The sequence below is a fragment of the Fructobacillus parabroussonetiae genome (assembly GCF_018437265.1).
In the GTDB taxonomy this organism is placed as follows: domain Bacteria; phylum Bacillota; class Bacilli; order Lactobacillales; family Lactobacillaceae; genus Fructobacillus; species Fructobacillus parabroussonetiae.
Genome location: NZ_JAAMFL010000006.1, coordinates 68,195 through 85,429, shown reverse-complemented (window position 1 = coordinate 85,429; position 17,235 = coordinate 68,195). Strand labels below are relative to the sequence as shown.

Genomic DNA, 17,235 nt, shown 5'->3' with positions numbered 1-17,235 from the left:
ACATGGCTTTATCGATTGTCTTTATGGGCACCCCACAATTTGCTGTACCAACGCTTGAAGCACTGGCGACTGATGAACGCTTTGATGTCAAGGCCGTTGTCACCCAGCCAGACCGCCCCTTCGGACGAAAGTACCAACTCAAGGCGAGTCCCGTTAAAGTGGCGGCCGAAAAGCTTGGGTTACCTGTTTTGCAGCCGGAAAAGATTTCTGGCTCTGACGAAATGGCTCAAATTCTAGCCATTGCGCCCGACTTTATCGTAACGGCGGCCTTTGGCCAGTTCTTACCAACGAAGTTGCTCGAAGCAGCCAAGTACGGTGCGGTGAACGCGCACGCTTCCTTGCTGCCAAAGTACCGTGGTGGTGCACCGGTTCACTACGCCATCATGAATGGTGACCAGGAGACGGGTGTTTCCTTGATGTACATGGTGAAGAAAATGGATGCCGGCGATGTTTTAGACCTTGTTAAGGTGCCAATTACAGAAGACGACAACGTGGGTACCATGTTTGATAAGTTGGGGCAGGCAGCGGTTGGCCTAGTAACGGAAAACTTGGAAAAAATTGCCGCTGGTGACCTGAAGGGGAACCCGCAGGCAGAAGATGAAGTGACTTTTTCACCGAACATTTCCCGAGAACAGCAACAGTTGCACTTTGATCAGGAAACGGCCCAGCAGTTGGACTGGCACATTCGCGGACTTTATCCGACGCATCCAGCGCACGTACAGTCGGATGGTCAGTCAATGAAGTTTGTCAAAGTCACCCCACTGGCTGAGAAAACGACTGAAAAGCCTGGTGTCATCACCTTTAAGAGTAAAAAGGCGCTGCACGTTGCCGCTGCTGATGGCAGTCAACTGGCCGTGCTACGCTTGCAACCCGCTGGTAAAGCCGTCATGGACATCGCCGCCTATTTGAATGGCGCGGGCCAACACTTAGCGGTTGGGGATGCATGGATCACGATAGGAGAGGCGAATGCCTAAAAAAATCACTCACTCGGACAATCCCCGCCTGCTGGCGGTGTTGACTTTGGCAAAAGTTAAAAACGGCGCATACTCGAACTTGCAGTTAAATCAAATTATTAAAGCCAATCCTTTAAAGGACGCGGACAAGGGGCTTTTGACCACCTTGGTTTATGGGACGATTCAATACCGGATGCTCTTGGAATACTGGTTGGCCCCCTATGTGAAGGGGAAGAAACTTGAAAATTGGGTAAAGGAATTGCTCTTAACCGCCCTTTTCCAATGGCAAAAGTTGGATCGGATTCCAAAACACGCGCTTTTCAATGAAACCATCGAAATCGCTAAGACCATGGGAAACGTTGGCACTGCCAAGTTCGTGACGGCGATCTTGCATAACATGGACCGCCACGGCCTGGCTGATCCTGAAAAGATTCAAGATGAGACAAAACGTTTGGCCATTAGCTATTCGGTTCCTGAATGGTTGGTTGCCGAGTTAACGGCACAACTGGGTGGTAAAAAAGCCGCCAGCATTTTACAATCGCTCAACCATGCACCGGAGCAATCTGCTCGGGTGAACACGGCAAAGAGTGATGCAGAAGCGGTCATCCAGTCTTTGGAGGCTGAGGGATATACAGCCAAAAAGGGCTCCTTGGCTGAAGATGCCTTGATCATTGCCGATGGGCACGTGGCTTCGTCAACAGCCTATCAAGAAGGTTTGTTAACGGTGCAAGACGAGTCAGCCATGCTACCGGTTGAAGCCATGAAAATTGATGATCAGGTTCGCACTGTCTTAGATGCGGCCGCGGCACCCGGTGGTAAAACGACACAAATTGCACAGGAATTGCCCGAAGAGGCACGGGTGACAGCCTTGGATATTCATGCTCACAAAGTGAAGCTGATTGCTCAAAACGCCGCGCGTTTAGGCTTGGCTGACCGTGTCGATGCCATGGCCCTTGATGCTCGTGAAATTCCAGAACATTTTCAGCATGATTTTGACCGGATTTTAGTTGATGCCCCCTGTTCGGGACTTGGCTTGTTACGTCGAAAGCCTGAAATTCGCTATGAAAAGAGCATGGCTGACGTGCAACATCTGGCAACGCTGCAGTTGGCTATTTTGGAAGCAGCGGCGACGAAGTTAGCTAAAGGCGGCCGATTGGTTTATTCGACTTGTACGATTTTGAATCAGGAAAACGATGACGTGGTGGCCGAATTTTTGGCGAAGCACCCTGACTTTGTTCAAGTGAAAACGGAAACGACCAAGGGGGTTAAGGCCGATCGCCAGGAACTCGCCTTGAAGATTTATCCGGATGATTATCAAACTGATGGCTTTTATATCGCCACCTTTCAAAGAAAGGATTAACAGTTATGGCAATTGCCTACCAAAGTGACAAAGGACCAGCCCGGTCTGATAACCAGGATGCTGTCGGGGCGTTTTACAATCGCGCCGGCAATCCTTTAGTATTGGTTGCAGACGGCGTTGCCTCACAGGAAGGCTCCAAAAAAGCGGCTCGAATGGTTGTTGAGACCCTCGGGCACGCCTGGGAACAGGTGGCTTACGACGAAGAGGAAAAAGTGAAGGCCTGGTTAGTTCACCAGGCGGACTTAGCCAACCAGTCGATTCTGTTGGTCGGTCAACACGACCAAGAAGTGAGCCAGATGGCAACGACTTTGGTTTTGGCTGTTTGCCTGTCGGACAAAGTACTGGTTGCCAATGCCGGTGATTCCCGTGCTTATTTGCTCCGTCAGCAACAGGCCGAAATGTTGACTTTTGACCATACCGTCAGGAACGAATTGGCGCGGCAAGCCGGCGAGCCAATCGATGAAGACATTCCGGAAGCAGATTCGCTGACACGTTATTTAGGCGTGAATAAAAAAGTCGATCTGGAGTGGACGACTTTTGTACCGGATGAAAGTGACTGGTTGTACTTGACCTCGGACGGCCTTGCCAAAGTCCTGTCAATCGATGAACAGGTGGCGATTTTACAACCGGGCGTTCGCCGTCCGGGAAACAACCCGCAAATGGGCTCTGTTTTAGATATTTCGGAACGATTATCAGCGCTGGTTAAAGCCGCCATTGCACGAGATGTCCCCGACAACGTCACGGCGCTGTTGATGACCAACATGACGGATCAAATGGGCTCAACGGGACAACGGTTGACGGTTCAAAATGACCGGCCGGTAAAAGCTGATGAACTCGTTGAAGAAAATCGATTGAAAGGAAGGCTCGACTAATGGAAAAGGGAACGATGATTGATAACCGTTACCAGATTGTGCGCTTGTTGGGCGAGGGTGGCATGGCCAGTGTTTACCAAGCCTATGACACCTATCTAAAACGCGATGTAACTTTGAAGATGATCCGCTTTGATATTAAGGATCAGCCAGAAGCGTTGCAACGGTTCCAAAAAGAAGCCAAAGCGGCGACAACGTTGGTCAATGACCATATCGTCCAACTCTATGACGCGGGGGAAGCGGATGGCAATCCCTACTTAGTCATGGAATACGTGGCAGGTATGGACTTAAAAAGCTATATTAAAGAACATTTCCCCATTCCTTACCAGGAAGTCGTCGATATCATGGAACAGATCCTGGCGGCCGTTTCAGCCGCTCATAAGGCTGGGATTATTCACCGGGACCTGAAACCTCAAAACATCTTAATTGATGATAAGGGGCAGGTGAAGATCACCGACTTTGGGATTGCCCTGGCTCAAAATAAGTTTGGACAACCAAGGACAAAGGAGCCGGTGATTGGGTCAATCCACTATTTGGCACCAGAAGTGACTCGCGGGCAAAGTGCTTCTGAAAAGTCCGATATCTATGCGCTGGGTGTCATTCTCTATGAGATGCTGACCAATCAGGTGCCCTATCAGGGTGACACGGCCGATCGCATTGCTTATCAGCATGCCGAAGAACCAATGCCCTTCGTCAAGGACTTTGATCCGCAAATTCCGCAACCCTTGGAGAACGTGATTCTACGGGCAACGACAAAGGATGCCAAAGACCGCTACTTCTCAACGGCGGATATGGCGGATGATTTGAAGACGTCGCTGTCAAAGCGCCGCTCGGCGGAAGGCCGTTTTGTGCCGGAAGCATCTGATGAAACAAAATTAGTGACGCCGGATTGGAATAGTCATCCCTTTGTTGAGGATGATCCTGAAGAACTGGCAGACGAAGAGAAAGACGATGTGGAAGAGCGGATTATCGACTTTGGGCAAAAGGGTTACTCCGTAAAAGAAATCGCCGAACAAGTTGATCGCACACCAAAATTTGTCCGCGAAGTCTTAGATAAAAACGGCATTAAGTACCGTTCGAAAAAGAAGTGGGCCGTTTTGGCCATCGTCTTATTGGTGTTGGCCGGTGCCATCGGCGCTTATACTTATGCCCGAAACACTTATACCAGTATTCCAGACGTGACTAACATGACCGAAAGCAACGCCAAGAGTAAGTTGGAAGATGCCGGCCTCTCGATTTCTTCAACGTCAACGACGAGTTCCAAGTCAGTTGATAAGGGGGATGTCATTAAAGTGAGTCCATCGGTGGGCCGTTCGATTAAAAGGGGCTCATCGGTTAAGCTGGTGATTTCTTCTGGTACGGATACCGTGTCGATTTCGGATTACTCCGGCTGGGACTATTCAAAGGCCGCCAATCAATTGACGAATAAGGGCATTACGGTTAAGAAGAAGACGGAGGACTCAAATTCGACGCCTTCTGGCCAGGTCATGAGCCAATCGGTTGCTGCCGGTTCGCAGGTGGATCCGGGTGATACAACCATTACCTTGACCGTCTCCAATGGGCCAAAGTCGATTACCTTGCCTGACTTAACGAACAAATCTCAGTCAGACGTTGTCAACTGGGCAAACCAAAACAATGTGTCCTTGGCCTTCAATGTCGTGGATGCTAGTCAGCCAAGTGGCACCGTTGTCGGACAAGATCCGGCTGCCGGTTCGAAATTTACCATCGATAAAACGTTGACGGTCAAGATCTCATCGGGAACGAGCGCGGCTGCCTCGTCAAGTAGCTCAAGTTCAAGTTCAACGACGAAAACGAATTAAATAAAACGGGAAAAAGTCCTTAAGAAGGGCTTTTTTTATTTGCTCGCTAAGGAGTTGATTAGATTACCATCCGTAAAAAAAATTATTATAACATTCTTGTTAAAACATTAACGTTAAGATTTTCACTTGTTCATTAAATGAAAATTAATATCCTTGTTAAAATTGATTTTTGAATTTGTATAACTTGTGAAAAAATAATTTAAGTTTTATAGTCTTTTGAAATGTGTTTCTTTTGTAATAAACGTAAATATCCCGTAATTGTTTTCCGATATGCTGAACGTGTTGTTTAGAGTAAAAGTACTGAAGGGATATTTTATGCAAGAATTTAATCGTGTAAAAATGTATAAGAGTGGAAAAATTTGGGTTGCAGCAGCTGTTGCAGCCTTTGCCATCGCCGGTGTATCTGAAATTTCTGGTGCTAACGTGCCAATGTTCGGGCAAGAAATGACGGCATCAGCTGATTCAACGCCTATCACATTTAATGTAGTTGCAGAAAACAAGAGTAACTCAGATGTATTGACGCCATCAAAGACAACTCTTGAAGCACCAGCAACTGATGGAAATCTTGATGATCAAGAAGCTCTTGAATTGGAAGCTGGCAAGGTAACGGTTGACGGCTATACTGCAGGCAAGGTAACAGTTGACGCAGCGAACAAGAAGGTCACGGTTGAATATACGAAGAACGCTACACCATCTGCTGACACAGATAACAAGCCAGCAGAACCAGTAACTCCTTCAACGCCAGATGCTAATAAGAACGCAGATGGGTCAACAGACGCGGACAAGGACCAGAACAACAATGCTGGTGCGCCTAGTCAAGAAGAAAAGAATGCCGAATCACACTTCGACTTCCACCCAGCTATTGATGATGCCGCAGCGAACGCTGAACAAGTTGTTGCTAAGTCCGATGATAAGGCAGTTTCAGCACAACCTGAAACAGGTGTAGAAGCTAATTCTAACAACGCTATGGCTTTGACTGGCTTGGCATTGGCTGCTTCAGTACTTGGTTTGTCATTTTACAAGCCTCGTCACTAAGATTATTAATCACCCAATGATTCATTAGTTTTTCCGAGATAATTTAAAATGAGTTGCTCAAACAGTTGTTTGGGCGACTCTTTTTATTTGTTCGGACTTTTCAAAGCGTGTCTTAAAGCACTCATGCTATAATATCCCTATGAAAACAGGACGGATTATACGGTCGTTGGCCGGTTATTATGATTTAATGCTCGAGGACGGAACGGTGGAGCGAACCCGCGCGCGGGGGCAGTTTCGCAAAAACGGACAGAAGCCCTTGGTGGGGGACTGGGCCGACTTTGAGTCTGAGAATGGAGAAGGGTTGATCTGGGCGCTACATGAGCGTGAAAATAGCTTGGTGCGTCCGCCAATGGCCAATGTTGACTTGGCCATTGTGGTGACCTCAGTTGTCGAACCCGCTTTTTCGCAAAACTTGTTGGACCGCCAATTGGTTGCGCTAGAGGCTGAAAAAGTCCACCCCGTGCTCTACTTCTCGAAGCTTGATTTGCTGTCAGAAGAAGAACGGGCGACTTTTAAAGCCAAGGTCAGTCTTTATGAAGCCATTGGCTACCCAGTGATTTTTGCTGGTGATGATCTGCAGACGGCCTTTTCGCCACTCTTGAAAGACCGTGTTGTTGTGGCAATGGGGCAAACGGGTGCTGGTAAGTCCACGCTGTTGAATCAGCTGGCACCAGAATTACAATTAGCCGTTGGCGAGGTTTCCCAGGCGCTTTCTCGTGGAAAGCACACGACACGACAGGTATCCTTGATTCCCGTGCCGGAATACGAGACCTTGATTGCCGATACCCCTGGCTTCTCTTCTTATGAAGTCTTTGACTTTCCGGTTGAACAATTGGGGGATTATTTTCCAGAGATTCGGCAAGTGGCAGTGAACTGCCGCTTCCGAACTTGCTCACACTTAAATGAACCGGGCTGTGCGGTCAAAGAGGCCGTCGAACTTGGCAGCATAAGCGCTGAACGGTATAATAGCTATGAACTGTTTTACCAAATTATTAAGGGAAAACGGCCGGTCTATCAGAAAACGTCCAGCAAGTGGAAGCAGGATCGTTTAAATTAATCGAGCGAATTAGAAAAGAAAGAGGAACGACATGGCAGGAATTATTGCACCGTCAATTTTGAGTGCGGATGTAACAAAGTTGGGTGAAGACGTGACTTTGGTTGAAAAGGCAGGGGCACAATATCTCCACATTGATTTGATGGACGGCTCATTTGTCCCATCAATGGCGTATGGTCCTGCATGGGTTAAGCAATTGCGCCCGATGACCAACTTGTTCTTAGACGTCCACTTGATGGCTGTTCACCCTGAAAACCATGTGGCGGCTTTGGCCGAAGCGGGCGCCAACTTGATTGGTGTTCATGTTGAAGCAACCCCACACATTCACCGGGTGTTGCAAATGATCAAAAAGGCCGGTGTCAAGGCTGAAGTCGTGATTAACCCAGGAACGCCAGTTTCAGCGATTGTGCCAGTTTTGAGCATGGTTGACCAGGTTTTGGTGATGACGGTTAACCCTGGCTTTGGTGGCCAGGCCTTCTTGCCAGAAATGACGGAAAAGATTAAGGAATTAGTCGTTTACCGTGATGAACTTGGCTTGGAATTTGATATCGAAGTGGACGGTGGGATTAACAACGAAACGGCGAAATTGACGGCAGATGCCGGTGCTAATGTTTTCGTTGCTGGTTCATACGTCTACGACAAAAAAGATCCTGCAGCCAAGGTTCAAACGCTTTTGGATGTAACGAAGTAAAAGGGCCGAATGGCCTTGGCGGTCCGATTGAATTCGGCCGCCTTTTTTGGAGGTAAGATGCGAATTAACGTTTTAGCTGGGGGCCCCAGAGAGAATTGGCCAGAAAAAATGTTTGAGGAACCGGGTCAATGGATTGGCGCGGATCGAGGCGCCTTTTTCCTGATGGAAGAAGGGATTGAACCACTTCTTGCAGTCGGCGACTTTGATTCAGTCTCAGAAGAGGAGAAAGGGCGCTTAAGGTGTTTTCAAGAGGAGCGGCAATTTGCCGTCTATCCACCGGCTAAAGACGATACGGATACGGAGTTGGCCATTCGCTTTGCCATGCAGCAGGGAGCAGACGAAATTGTTCTTTATGGAGCAACCGGCGGACGGCTCGACCATGAGTTGTCAAATTTGACCATCCCTTTGCGAGCGGACTTTCATCATTTGGTTGGTTCTTTACGGGTGGTGGACCGGCAGAACCAAGTGACCTATTTGGATGCCAATCACCAGGTGGTTAAAAAGTTGCCAGGGCATCATTATTTAGGTTTTATGCCATTAGGTATACTTGATAATTTTGAAATCCTCGACGCAGAATATCCGTTGACCTTGAGCGTAAATAGCGGTAGAATGTATTCGTCGAATGAATTTATTGGAGAATTGGTACACGTTTCAATTGGAAGCGGCATAGTGCTGGTGATTCAATCGACGGATAGGAGGAATGAATGACAGTTGAAGCATTAACAGACGAAAATTTCGAGGAGAAAACAAAGAACGGTGTCTCCATTACTGATTTTTGGGCAACTTGGTGTGGCCCATGCAAGATGCAGTCACCAGTCCTCGACGCTTTAGCAGAGGATGGCAGTTTCTCAGGCATCGACTTTTATAAGGTGGATGTGGATGAAAACAAGGAAACGCCAGGAAACTTTGGCATTCGGGCCATCCCGACGTTGGTTGTGATGAAGGACGGACAAGCCGTTGAACGCTTGACTGGTTTCCACAATAAAGAACAATTAAGCGAAATTTTGCATAAATACGCCTAATATCTTGCCAAAGTCTAAACCCTCTGGTAAAATATTGTATTGTTGATAAGAAGAGCAGGCACGTCGTGCGGCTCGGATAGGAGGGTCAGACATGGCAAAAGATGCAATTAACGGTGCACGCACCCGTTTTGGTAACCAACGTTCACACGCCTTGAACTCAAGTCGTCGTAGCTGGAAGCCAAACTTGCAAAAGGTAACGGTTAAGATTAACGGTTCCGCACCTAAGAAAGTTTACTTAACGGCACGTACGTTGAAGGCCGGATTAAAGAACGGCTCAATCGAACGTGTATAAAAACCACTCCACTGGGTGGTTTTTTTATTTTTAAATGACCCTGAAAAAGAATGCCGTTAAGTTGGGGCTTTTGGTCAGGTCATGGTAAAATAGGATGTAAGTAATTTGAAAGGAAAAGTGGAGCGTGTTTCATGCTTCATGGACTTATGTGATGGCAATTAAAATTCGAACAAAAAACGGTGATGTCACAGTTGAAAACGATGTCATTGCCTCCGTTGTCGGTGGCGCAACCATCGCCAATCCTGGTGTGGTTGGGATGGCTTCTCGCTCTGCTTTGAAAGACGGTGTGAACCAGATTTTGAATCGTGAAAGCTACGGCCGTGGTGTTGTGGTTTCTCAAGGCGATAAGGGCCTGACGATTGATGTTTACATCGTGGTTCAACACGGCATGAAGTTGGCAGATATTTCCACTTCTGTTCAAGCCCGTGTCAAGTATTATTTAAACGCCTACCTAGGCTTGCATGTACCTGAAGTGAACGTCATTGTTCAAGGGATTGAAACCGAGGATTAAAGTAAAATGACTGCAGAAAAAATAACCACCATCACCCCCTTGGTATATGGGAAGATGGTGAACGCTGCCGCAGCCAAGTTGTCTGCCAATGCGGAAAACATTAATAAATTAAACGTTTTTCCCGTGCCCGATGGGGATACGGGAACGAACATGGCCTTGTCCATGGCTTCTGGTGCTGAATACGAGCGCGAGTCACAGGATCAAACGGTCGGTTTGCTATCAAAAGCTACAGCCAAGGGTCTCTTAATGGGCGCCCGTGGAAATTCTGGTGTCATTCTTTCACAGATTTTCCGTGGAATGGCCAATTCAATGGGCGAAAAGGAAACTCTTTCAGCCCGCGACATGGCCGATGCGTTGATGGAAGCTGCCAAAGTCGCCTATAAGTCAGTGATGAAGCCTACCGAAGGAACCATTTTGACGGTGATTCGTGAGGCAGCTGCCGAAGCGGATCGTTCAGCGACGGCGGGAGACGACTTGCCAACGTTGATGGAAAAGACTTTTGCAGCTTCGCAGAAGGCATTGGATTCAACGCCTGACCTCTTGCCCGTCTTGAAAGAAGTCGGCGTCGTTGATTCCGGTGGGCAGGGTCTTGTAATGGTCCTGTCTGGCTTTTCTGAAGTAGTGTTGGGTACTTTTGATGAAGATAACTTGAAGGCGCCTGATAACGCGGAATTGGACCAAATGGTTTCCAAGCTTCACGCCGGTGCACAAGCGGATGAGTCCTTGAATCCCGAAGATATCAAGTATGGTTACTGTACTGAAATCATGGTTGACTTGGGTGTCGGGACAACTTATGACCAACCCTTTGACTACGATAAGTTCTATAACTACATTGCCGACAAGGGTGACTCTCTTCTTGTCATTAACGATGATGACGTTGTGAAGGTTCACGTACACACGGAAGACCCTGGTTCGATTATCCACTGGGGAACGGAATTCGGTTCTTTGCGCAAGGTCAAAGTCGACAACATGCGCGATCAGCAACAGGCAGTGATTGACAAGCAGGAAGCTGAAAACCAGGCGGCTGGCCAGGCTAAGAAGCCGGTTGAGGCGCCTGAGAAGGCCGTCTTCGCCGTTGCCTCTGGTGACGGAATCGCCAAACTCTTTGAATCGCTTGGCGTTTACCAAGTGCTTACCGGTGGACAAACAATGAATCCGTCAACCAAGGACTTTGTTGATGCCATTGAACAATCCGGCGCCAAAGAAGCCATCATTTTGCCAAACAACTCGAACATTTTCCTGGCGGCTGATCAGGCTAAGGATCTGGCAGATGTTCCGGTTTCAGTTGTTAAGTCCCGTTCCATCCAACAAGGATTGACGGCCATGCTTGGCTACAATCCCGATGCCTCATTGGAAGATAACCAAGCAGCCATGACGGAAGAATTGGCAACGGTTGTTTCCGGCGCCGTCACGCAAGCGGTGCGAGAAACGACTTTGAAGGGCCATGACATCAAAAAGGGTGATTGGCTTGGTATGAAGGACGGCGAAATTGTTGTCGTTGGTAAGCAGCTCGTTGAAACAGCCAAGTCACTTCTTCAAGAGATGTGTGATGACGATTCTGAAATTGTCACCATTATTTCTGGTAAGGGTGCCAAGGCCAAAGCTGAGAAGGCTTTGGAAGAAGCCATCGAAGAAATTGATGACGATTTGGAAATCGAAGTGCACAATGGTGGACAAGATTTGTATCCATTCTTGTTGTCAGTTGAATAAATTAGCAAATAAAAAAGACGAGCAAAGCTCGTCTTTTTTTGTACGTTTATGTTAAAAAACTTCTTAACGGATGGCTGAAATGGCGGCGTAAATAACAGAACCAGCCATGACAATGACCATGAAGAGGGACATGAATAATGTCCACTTTTGATAACGTGTCTTCTTTTTCTTTTCAACCGTTGGTAGCGGGCGCTTGTTCAGTTGACGGTTAACCTCGTCTTCTAGTGCCTGATCAACCGTTGGTGCGATTGGCTGATCTTTTTCAATCTGCTGTTTCTTTTTCTTCGACATATCCCGTGTTCTCCTGAATGTTCTAGGGTTATCTTACCATAGAGGGCATTAAAATTGAAATTTTCGAGCGACCTTGATACAGTTAACTGGAGGTGAATAACATGGTTTGGTATTTTTGGGCTGGCCTTTGGTTGGCGGTATTACTACTTGTGATGATTTGGCGTTTTCTTTATCGGATGTTGCCAAAACTATCCTTTATTGATTTAGCAGCACTCCCGAGTTGGCTAGCCTTCTATTTGATTGAAGGGGCCGCCTTTTACCGTTCGGATCTTTTGCTCATTCTAGCCCTCTTATTATTACTGGCTAGTTTACTAGCCTTTCTTTTAATGGGGAAAAACGATGTCGATATTTTACGTTTTACCCATCTATTCTGGCGTTTTTCCGGTCTTTTAGCCATTCTGTTAGTCTTAATCACCATTTTGGCTGCTTTATTCAATCAATTTTTGTAAAAAATAGGGGAAATCCCCCACTGAGCCAAATCCTTGTTAAATCAAGGATTTGGCTCTTTTTTTATGGCAAACTTTAAATAAAATTAAGGAAAAGTGGTGAAAAGTGGGGGAATGTGGTAAGTTATATTTAAGTAATCCACAGGAAAGGAGACGTGGGCCATCATGTTCATGGGTGAATCATCACATAATCTAGATCCCAAGGGCCGGCTCACGATTCCGGCGAAATTTCGAAACCAACTCGGTGAGACTTTCGTCATTGCCAAGTGGATGGAACATTCCTTGCGCGCCATGCCATTGGACGTTTGGAATAAGCTCGAAGAGCAATTAAATAATTTACCAATCGGGAAGAAAGACGCCCGTGCTTTTAAGCGTTTCGTCATGGCTGGGTCCATGCAGGCGGAATTTGATAAGCAAGGCCGCGTCATTATTGCACCGAACTTAAAGGAACATGCCGAACTTGCAAAGGAAGTAGTGGTAACCGGTGTTGGTGATTCCTTTGAAATCTGGTCAGCTGAAAACTGGCAGGCATACACGGAACAAACAGCCGAGAACTTTGATGAGATTGCCGAGGGATTGGTGGACTTTGACTTTTAATTGGTCACGGACTGCCGCTTTCTGACATGAACGAGTGAAAGGGGAATGATGATGACATTTGAACACGTAACCGTTCTCCAGAAAGAAGCGGTTGATTTACTAGCCGTTAAACCGGATGGCGTTTATGTCGATGCAACCCTTGGGGGTGGTGGACATACCGGCGTTATCTTATCGAAGCTGACAACTGGCCGGCTTTACTCCTTTGATCAGGATGAAACCGCGATTTCGTATAACAAAAAACAGTACCAAAAAGAAATTGAAGCCGGAAAGCTGGTTTTGATTTTTGATAATTTTCGGACGTTAACGAGTGCTTTGCACGCAAAGGGTATCGATCACGTTGACGGTGTTTTGTACGACTTGGGGGTTTCCTCCGTTCAATTTGATCAAGGTGACCGTGGCTTTTCCTATAATCACGATGCGCCACTCGACATGCGCATGGATCAGCGGCAGGAACTTACAGCCAAGACCATCGTCAACGACTGGCCCTTTAATGACCTGGTGCGTGTGTTAACCCGATATGGAGAAGATCGTTTTGGAAAGGCCATTGCTCGAAAAATTGAACAGGCCCGTGAACAAGAACCCATCGAAACGACTTTTCAACTGGTCGAATTGATTAAAGAAGCGATTCCAGCACCGGCCCGTCGCCATGGTGGCCATCCAGCAAAGCGTTCCTTTCAAGCGTTACGCGTAGCGGTGAATGATGAGCTAGGCGCCTTGGAAGATTCGCTCGAGCAGGCCTTGGATTTGTTGGCTGTTGGTGGCCGGATTTCGGCCATCTCCTTCCAGTCGCAAGAGGACCGCTTGATAAAGCAAATGTTCAAGGAAAAGTCCCAGGAGCCCGAATTACCCCGCGGCTTACCGGTGATGCCAGACGAAATGGCGCCGGATTACCGGCTGTTGACTCGTAAGGCGATTAAGCCAAGCCAAGAAGAACAAGAAGAAAATCACCGTTCTGCCTCGGCACAATTACGAGGAATCGAACGGGTGCGTGATGTAAAAGAACGCTGACCTTCGACTGAAGTTCGTTGAAGTGACTAGCGAAGTACGATAAAGGAGAGAACCTGATGGCACAAAATGCGTATCGATATGAAAACGCAGCCAGAGCGCTGCCGGCCCAACCCGCCCGAAAAAAGGTTAAAGTTAAAAAGCGCTACCAACCCGCTGTTTGGACAAAGCAAGAACGCTCGCTCGTTGTTGTCATGGCAGTGACGGTTCTCTTCGTGATGTTAGCAACGGTGTGGACGACGGTGTCCATGCAACGCGTCGATGCGAAAAACCAAGCGGTTAGCGAAAAGATCGACAAGGTCAACGAAGAAAACGACTCCTACCGGGGTGATATTCAGACAAAGACCAACAAGGATAACTTGGAGAAAGTTGCGAAATCGGCTAACATGGAACAAAGCACAACGAACGTTCGCAACGTCAATCAATAAATTATGAAACAAAGTAAAAGACGACAACTCGGCAAAAAGATCACAGGAAATGCACGAAAGTTCGGCGCACTGCTCGGACTCTTCGCGTTGATTATCATTGTGGTAATGGGTGGTCGTCTTTTTCAAATTGCCGGCTTTAAATCAGTTAATAACCATGACTTGTCAGCTGCAACGCGGCTGACTTTTATGCAAAAGTCGACGGTGCCGGCCACTCGTGGCCAAATTCTGTCATCAAACGGCTCCGTTTTGGCTGATAATTCGACGGTCTATGACATGTATGCGGTCTTAGATAAGAAGCAGAAGGTGAATGGCAAGCCGGATTACGTAACGGATCCCAAATCAACGGCGGCTGCTTTGGCCCCAATTTTGGGTGCCGACGAGAATGATCTTTACCAACAACTGTCTTCGAATAAGCTGCAGGTTGAGCTGGGAACAAAGGCGAAGAACCTGTCTGTTGATCAGTACAACCAGATTAAGAAGTTGAATCTTTCGGGTATCAAGTTTACCGCGCAGCCCGCCCGCTACTATCCGAACAACCGAATGGCCTCCCACATAGTTGGTTTGACCAATTCCGTTGCCAACAAAGTCGGGCAAAAGACATTGAACGGTGTGCTCGGGGTCGAGGCCTTTAAGAACACCGCATTGCGCGGGAAAGACGGCCTAACCACCTCTCTTGGCGCCGATGTCCAACAGGATAAGAAGAATCAAGTCAAAAACGGTGATAACGTCACGTTAACCATCGATGAAAAGCTACAGGCGACTTTGGAAAACCGGATGGATGTTCTCTATTCGGGAACCAAAGCCAAGTCAGCCGCGGCCTTTGTGATGGAGGCCAAAACCGGTAAGATTGTCGCGGCCACGCAACGACCAAACTTCGATCCTAATACGCAAGATGGCCTTTCCGATGCCTGGGAAAACATGCTTAACCAGGCAGCCTTTGAACCTGGATCAACCATGAAGACCATCACCTTGGCTGCTGCCATTCAGGAAAAGAAGTGGCAGCCCGATGCGACCTATCAATCTGGAACCCTGGATATCGATGGGCAAAAGGTGACGGATGCCTTTGGTAATAACGCGGGTACGTTGACCTACCGACAAGCCTACGAGCGATCTTCAAACGTTGGTTTTGCAAAGATTGAGCAGTCACTGGGTGCCAAAACTTGGAAGTCCTATATTGATCGCTTCCACTTCTTAAAGAAGACGGGGGTTGAACTTCCAAACGAACAAACCGGTTCGATTTCTTTTGAACAACCAATTGACCAAGCCAACACCTCCTATGGTCAGGCCATTCGAACGACGCCGGCACAAATGCTGCAGGCCTATTCGGCCTTTGCCAATAAGGGGACGATGGTCAAGCCTTACTTGATTCAAAAGACAACGGATCCCCTGACTGGTAAAACAACCTCGACAGGTAAGACGACCAAAGTCGGAACGCCGGTTTCGTCATCAACTGCCAAGGAAGTGTTGAAGAACATGGAAGGCGTTGTCAATGCCGACGACGGAACGGCCAAGCAGTACTCACTGTCGGATGCAGGCTATCAAGTGGCGGCCAAAACTGGAACAGCCCAAATCGCTGAAAACGGGAAGTATTTGGACGGTTTGACCAATGCCATTCACTCGGTGATGGCCCTTGTTCCAAGCGATAATCCACGGTACATTATGTATGTCGTGGTTCGCCAACCACAGGTATTTCCAGATGCCAACATTCAGATTACCTTGAACAACGTCTTCCGTCCGGTGATGTTACAGGCTTTGAACGATGAAGATTCATCCGTTAAGTCCGCAACCAAGACGGTCGATTTACCTGATGTTCGGGGTAAGAGCATCGATGACGCAACAAAAGCATTGACCGATGCCGGTATGCGCGTAGCGACTGTTGGCTCAAAGGGAAAAGTCAGCGCTCAATCCATTAAGGGCGGTCAATCGGCCGTGAAGGGGCAGCTCGTTTTGCTGACTGCTGCCGGCACGACGACGGTGCCCGACTTTACTGATTGGAGTCAAAATGAAGTTTTGTCATGGGGATACCTGGCTGGTGTTAAAATAAAGTTAACGGATTCTGGTTATGCCCAGAAGCAGTCGCTGAAAGCGGGTACGGTTCTTCAAAACCAGAAGAGCCTTGAGGTTACGTTTAAAGAGAAGGATTAGGAAATGCTTGTATTAGAATTTCTATTGGGGATGGTCTTGACGGCCATTGCCATGCCAACGGTTATTAAGAAGTTAAAACAGAGTAAGGAACAAGCGGTCATTCGTGTGCTGGGGCCAGACCACCAAGCCAAGGCGGGGACCCCGTCATTGGGTGGGGCTGTCTTTGGCTTTGTCACACTGGCCGTTGTTTTCTGCCTACCAAGTACGTATCAAAATAGTCATTCCTTGACGACCATCTTGGCCTTGGCCGTTGGCTTTGCCTCCTATGGAATGATCGGTGCAGTTGACGATGTTTTGAAGTTAATTCACCATGCCGACGATGGTTTTGCTTTTAAGCCCAAGCTGTTAGCGCAAACGATTTCGGCCTTGATTGTGATGCTCTTGCTCTGGGCCATGCGTGTCCCAGCGGGCTTGAACTTGCCTTATTTTGGCATTGTTTACCTTGGCTTCTTTTACATTATCTTCCTCTGGTTCTGGTTGGTGGGTTGGTCCAATGCAACGAACTTGACGGACGGGTTGGATGGCTTGCTGACTGGTTTGGCTTTGATTGCCTATGGTGCCTACACCTATATGGCCGTTCGTGCGGATAACTGGGCCATGGTTTCCTTCAACGTTGTCCTGATGGGTTCTTTGGTCGGCTTTTTACTCTTCAATAAGCCAAAGGCAAAGATTTTCATGGGCGACACGGGTTCCCTGGCAATTGGGGCTGGATTAGCCGTCGAGTCCATTCAGTTGCACGCGGTGATTTCACTGCTTTTGATTGGTCTGGTTTTTGTAATTGAAACACTGTCCGTGATTATTCAGACCATTTCTTACCACTTCTTCAAGGTGCGTGTTTTTCCAATGGCCCCAATCCACCATTCCTTTGAAAAGTTTGGTTGGAGCGAATGGCAGATTAATTGTGCCTTCTGGGCCTTCGGACTGCTCTTTGCAGCAATCGCACTCTGGATTTTCTAACCATTCAATCATGGTGGCAGCGCCACCGTACATAAGTATCAAAGGGGGA

At 47.7% G+C, this 17,235-nt stretch carries 19 protein-coding genes; 18 read left to right on the top strand and 1 reads right to left on the bottom strand.

Annotated elements, in window-relative coordinates; translation table 11 throughout:
• Nucleotides 1-2: 2 nt before the first annotated feature.
• The 12 genes from fmt (at nt 3) to G6R30_RS03970 (ending at nt 11,317) form a co-directional block, all read left to right on the top strand.
• Nucleotides 3-974 (top strand): methionyl-tRNA formyltransferase, encoded by a 972-nt coding sequence (fmt, locus tag G6R30_RS04025; protein WP_213821710.1) that lies wholly within the window; start codon nt 3-5, stop codon nt 972-974.
• Complete coding sequence (rsmB, locus tag G6R30_RS04020; protein WP_213821708.1) at nt 967-2,313, top strand: 16S rRNA (cytosine(967)-C(5))-methyltransferase RsmB; 1,347 nt, start codon at nt 967-969, stop codon at nt 2,311-2,313. Before fmt ends, rsmB begins: the two co-directional genes overlap by 8 nt.
• Nucleotides 2,314-2,318: 5 nt before the next feature.
• Entirely contained in the window at nt 2,319-3,185 is an 867-nt protein-coding gene (locus G6R30_RS04015) for a PP2C family protein-serine/threonine phosphatase (protein WP_213821706.1), read from the top strand.
• Nucleotides 3,185-5,002 carry a Stk1 family PASTA domain-containing Ser/Thr kinase gene (gene pknB, locus G6R30_RS04010; protein ID WP_213821704.1) on the top strand — a complete coding sequence of 606 codons (1,818 nt, stop codon included), beginning with the start codon at nt 3,185-3,187 and terminating at the stop codon, nt 5,000-5,002. The genes G6R30_RS04015 and pknB overlap by 1 nt, the downstream gene beginning before the upstream one ends.
• Nucleotides 5,003-5,317: 315 nt before the next feature.
• Nucleotides 5,318-6,037: a KxYKxGKxW signal peptide domain-containing protein gene (locus G6R30_RS04005; RefSeq protein WP_213821702.1), complete on the top strand. Its 720-nt coding sequence runs from the start codon at nt 5,318-5,320 to the stop codon at nt 6,035-6,037.
• A gap of 139 nt (nt 6,038-6,176) precedes the next feature.
• On the top strand, nt 6,177-7,094 hold the full coding sequence (gene rsgA, locus G6R30_RS04000) for a ribosome small subunit-dependent GTPase A (RefSeq protein ID WP_213821699.1): 918 nt from the start codon (nt 6,177-6,179) through the stop codon (nt 7,092-7,094).
• Between the two features lie 31 nt (nt 7,095-7,125).
• Nucleotides 7,126-7,782 carry a ribulose-phosphate 3-epimerase gene (gene rpe / locus G6R30_RS03995; protein ID WP_213821697.1) on the top strand — a complete coding sequence of 219 codons (657 nt, stop codon included), beginning with the start codon at nt 7,126-7,128 and terminating at the stop codon, nt 7,780-7,782.
• Nucleotides 7,783-7,839: 57 nt separating this feature from the next.
• On the top strand, nt 7,840-8,490 hold the full coding sequence (locus G6R30_RS03990; protein WP_213821695.1) for a thiamine diphosphokinase: 651 nt from the start codon (nt 7,840-7,842) through the stop codon (nt 8,488-8,490).
• Nucleotides 8,487-8,804: a thioredoxin gene (trxA, locus tag G6R30_RS03985; RefSeq protein WP_213821692.1), complete on the top strand. Its 318-nt coding sequence runs from the start codon at nt 8,487-8,489 to the stop codon at nt 8,802-8,804. The genes G6R30_RS03990 and trxA overlap by 4 nt, the downstream gene beginning before the upstream one ends.
• 91 nt (nt 8,805-8,895) lie before the next feature.
• Nucleotides 8,896-9,096 (top strand): 50S ribosomal protein L28, encoded by a 201-nt coding sequence (rpmB, locus tag G6R30_RS03980; protein WP_010691569.1) that lies wholly within the window; start codon nt 8,896-8,898, stop codon nt 9,094-9,096.
• A 151-nt stretch (nt 9,097-9,247) separates the two neighbouring features.
• Entirely contained in the window at nt 9,248-9,607 is a 360-nt protein-coding gene (locus tag G6R30_RS03975) for an Asp23/Gls24 family envelope stress response protein (RefSeq protein WP_213821690.1), read from the top strand.
• Between the two features lie 6 nt (nt 9,608-9,613).
• Nucleotides 9,614-11,317 carry a DAK2 domain-containing protein gene (locus G6R30_RS03970; RefSeq protein ID WP_213821688.1) on the top strand — a complete coding sequence of 568 codons (1,704 nt, stop codon included), beginning with the start codon at nt 9,614-9,616 and terminating at the stop codon, nt 11,315-11,317.
• A gap of 63 nt (nt 11,318-11,380) precedes the next feature.
• Here G6R30_RS03970 and G6R30_RS03965 read toward each other — a convergent pair whose 3' ends face one another.
• Entirely contained in the window at nt 11,381-11,608 is a 228-nt protein-coding gene (locus tag G6R30_RS03965; RefSeq protein ID WP_213821686.1) for a DUF4044 domain-containing protein, read from the bottom strand.
• Between the two features lie 101 nt (nt 11,609-11,709).
• Here G6R30_RS03965 and G6R30_RS03960 point away from each other — a divergent pair, with 101 nt between their 5' ends.
• From G6R30_RS03960 to mraY, 6 genes are all read left to right on the top strand, one after another.
• Nucleotides 11,710-12,057, top strand: coding sequence for a hypothetical protein (locus G6R30_RS03960; protein ID WP_213821684.1), 348 nt, complete (start codon nt 11,710-11,712; stop codon nt 12,055-12,057).
• Between the two features lie 162 nt (nt 12,058-12,219).
• Entirely contained in the window at nt 12,220-12,651 is a 432-nt protein-coding gene (mraZ, locus tag G6R30_RS03955) for a division/cell wall cluster transcriptional repressor MraZ (protein WP_213821683.1), read from the top strand.
• 48 nt (nt 12,652-12,699) lie between these two features.
• On the top strand, nt 12,700-13,659 hold the full coding sequence (gene rsmH / locus G6R30_RS03950) for a 16S rRNA (cytosine(1402)-N(4))-methyltransferase RsmH (protein WP_213821681.1): 960 nt from the start codon (nt 12,700-12,702) through the stop codon (nt 13,657-13,659).
• A gap of 56 nt (nt 13,660-13,715) precedes the next feature.
• Nucleotides 13,716-14,084: a cell division protein FtsL gene (locus G6R30_RS03945; protein WP_213821679.1), complete on the top strand. Its 369-nt coding sequence runs from the start codon at nt 13,716-13,718 to the stop codon at nt 14,082-14,084.
• 3 nt (nt 14,085-14,087) lie between these two features.
• Nucleotides 14,088-16,229, top strand: a complete 2,142-nt coding sequence (locus tag G6R30_RS03940; RefSeq protein WP_213821677.1) for a peptidoglycan D,D-transpeptidase FtsI family protein — start codon at nt 14,088-14,090, stop codon at nt 16,227-16,229.
• Nucleotides 16,230-16,232: 3 nt separating this feature from the next.
• A complete protein-coding gene (gene mraY / locus G6R30_RS03935) occupies nt 16,233-17,186 on the top strand; it encodes a phospho-N-acetylmuramoyl-pentapeptide-transferase (protein WP_213821675.1) in 954 nt (317 codons plus the stop codon).
• Nucleotides 17,187-17,235 lie beyond the last annotated feature (49 nt).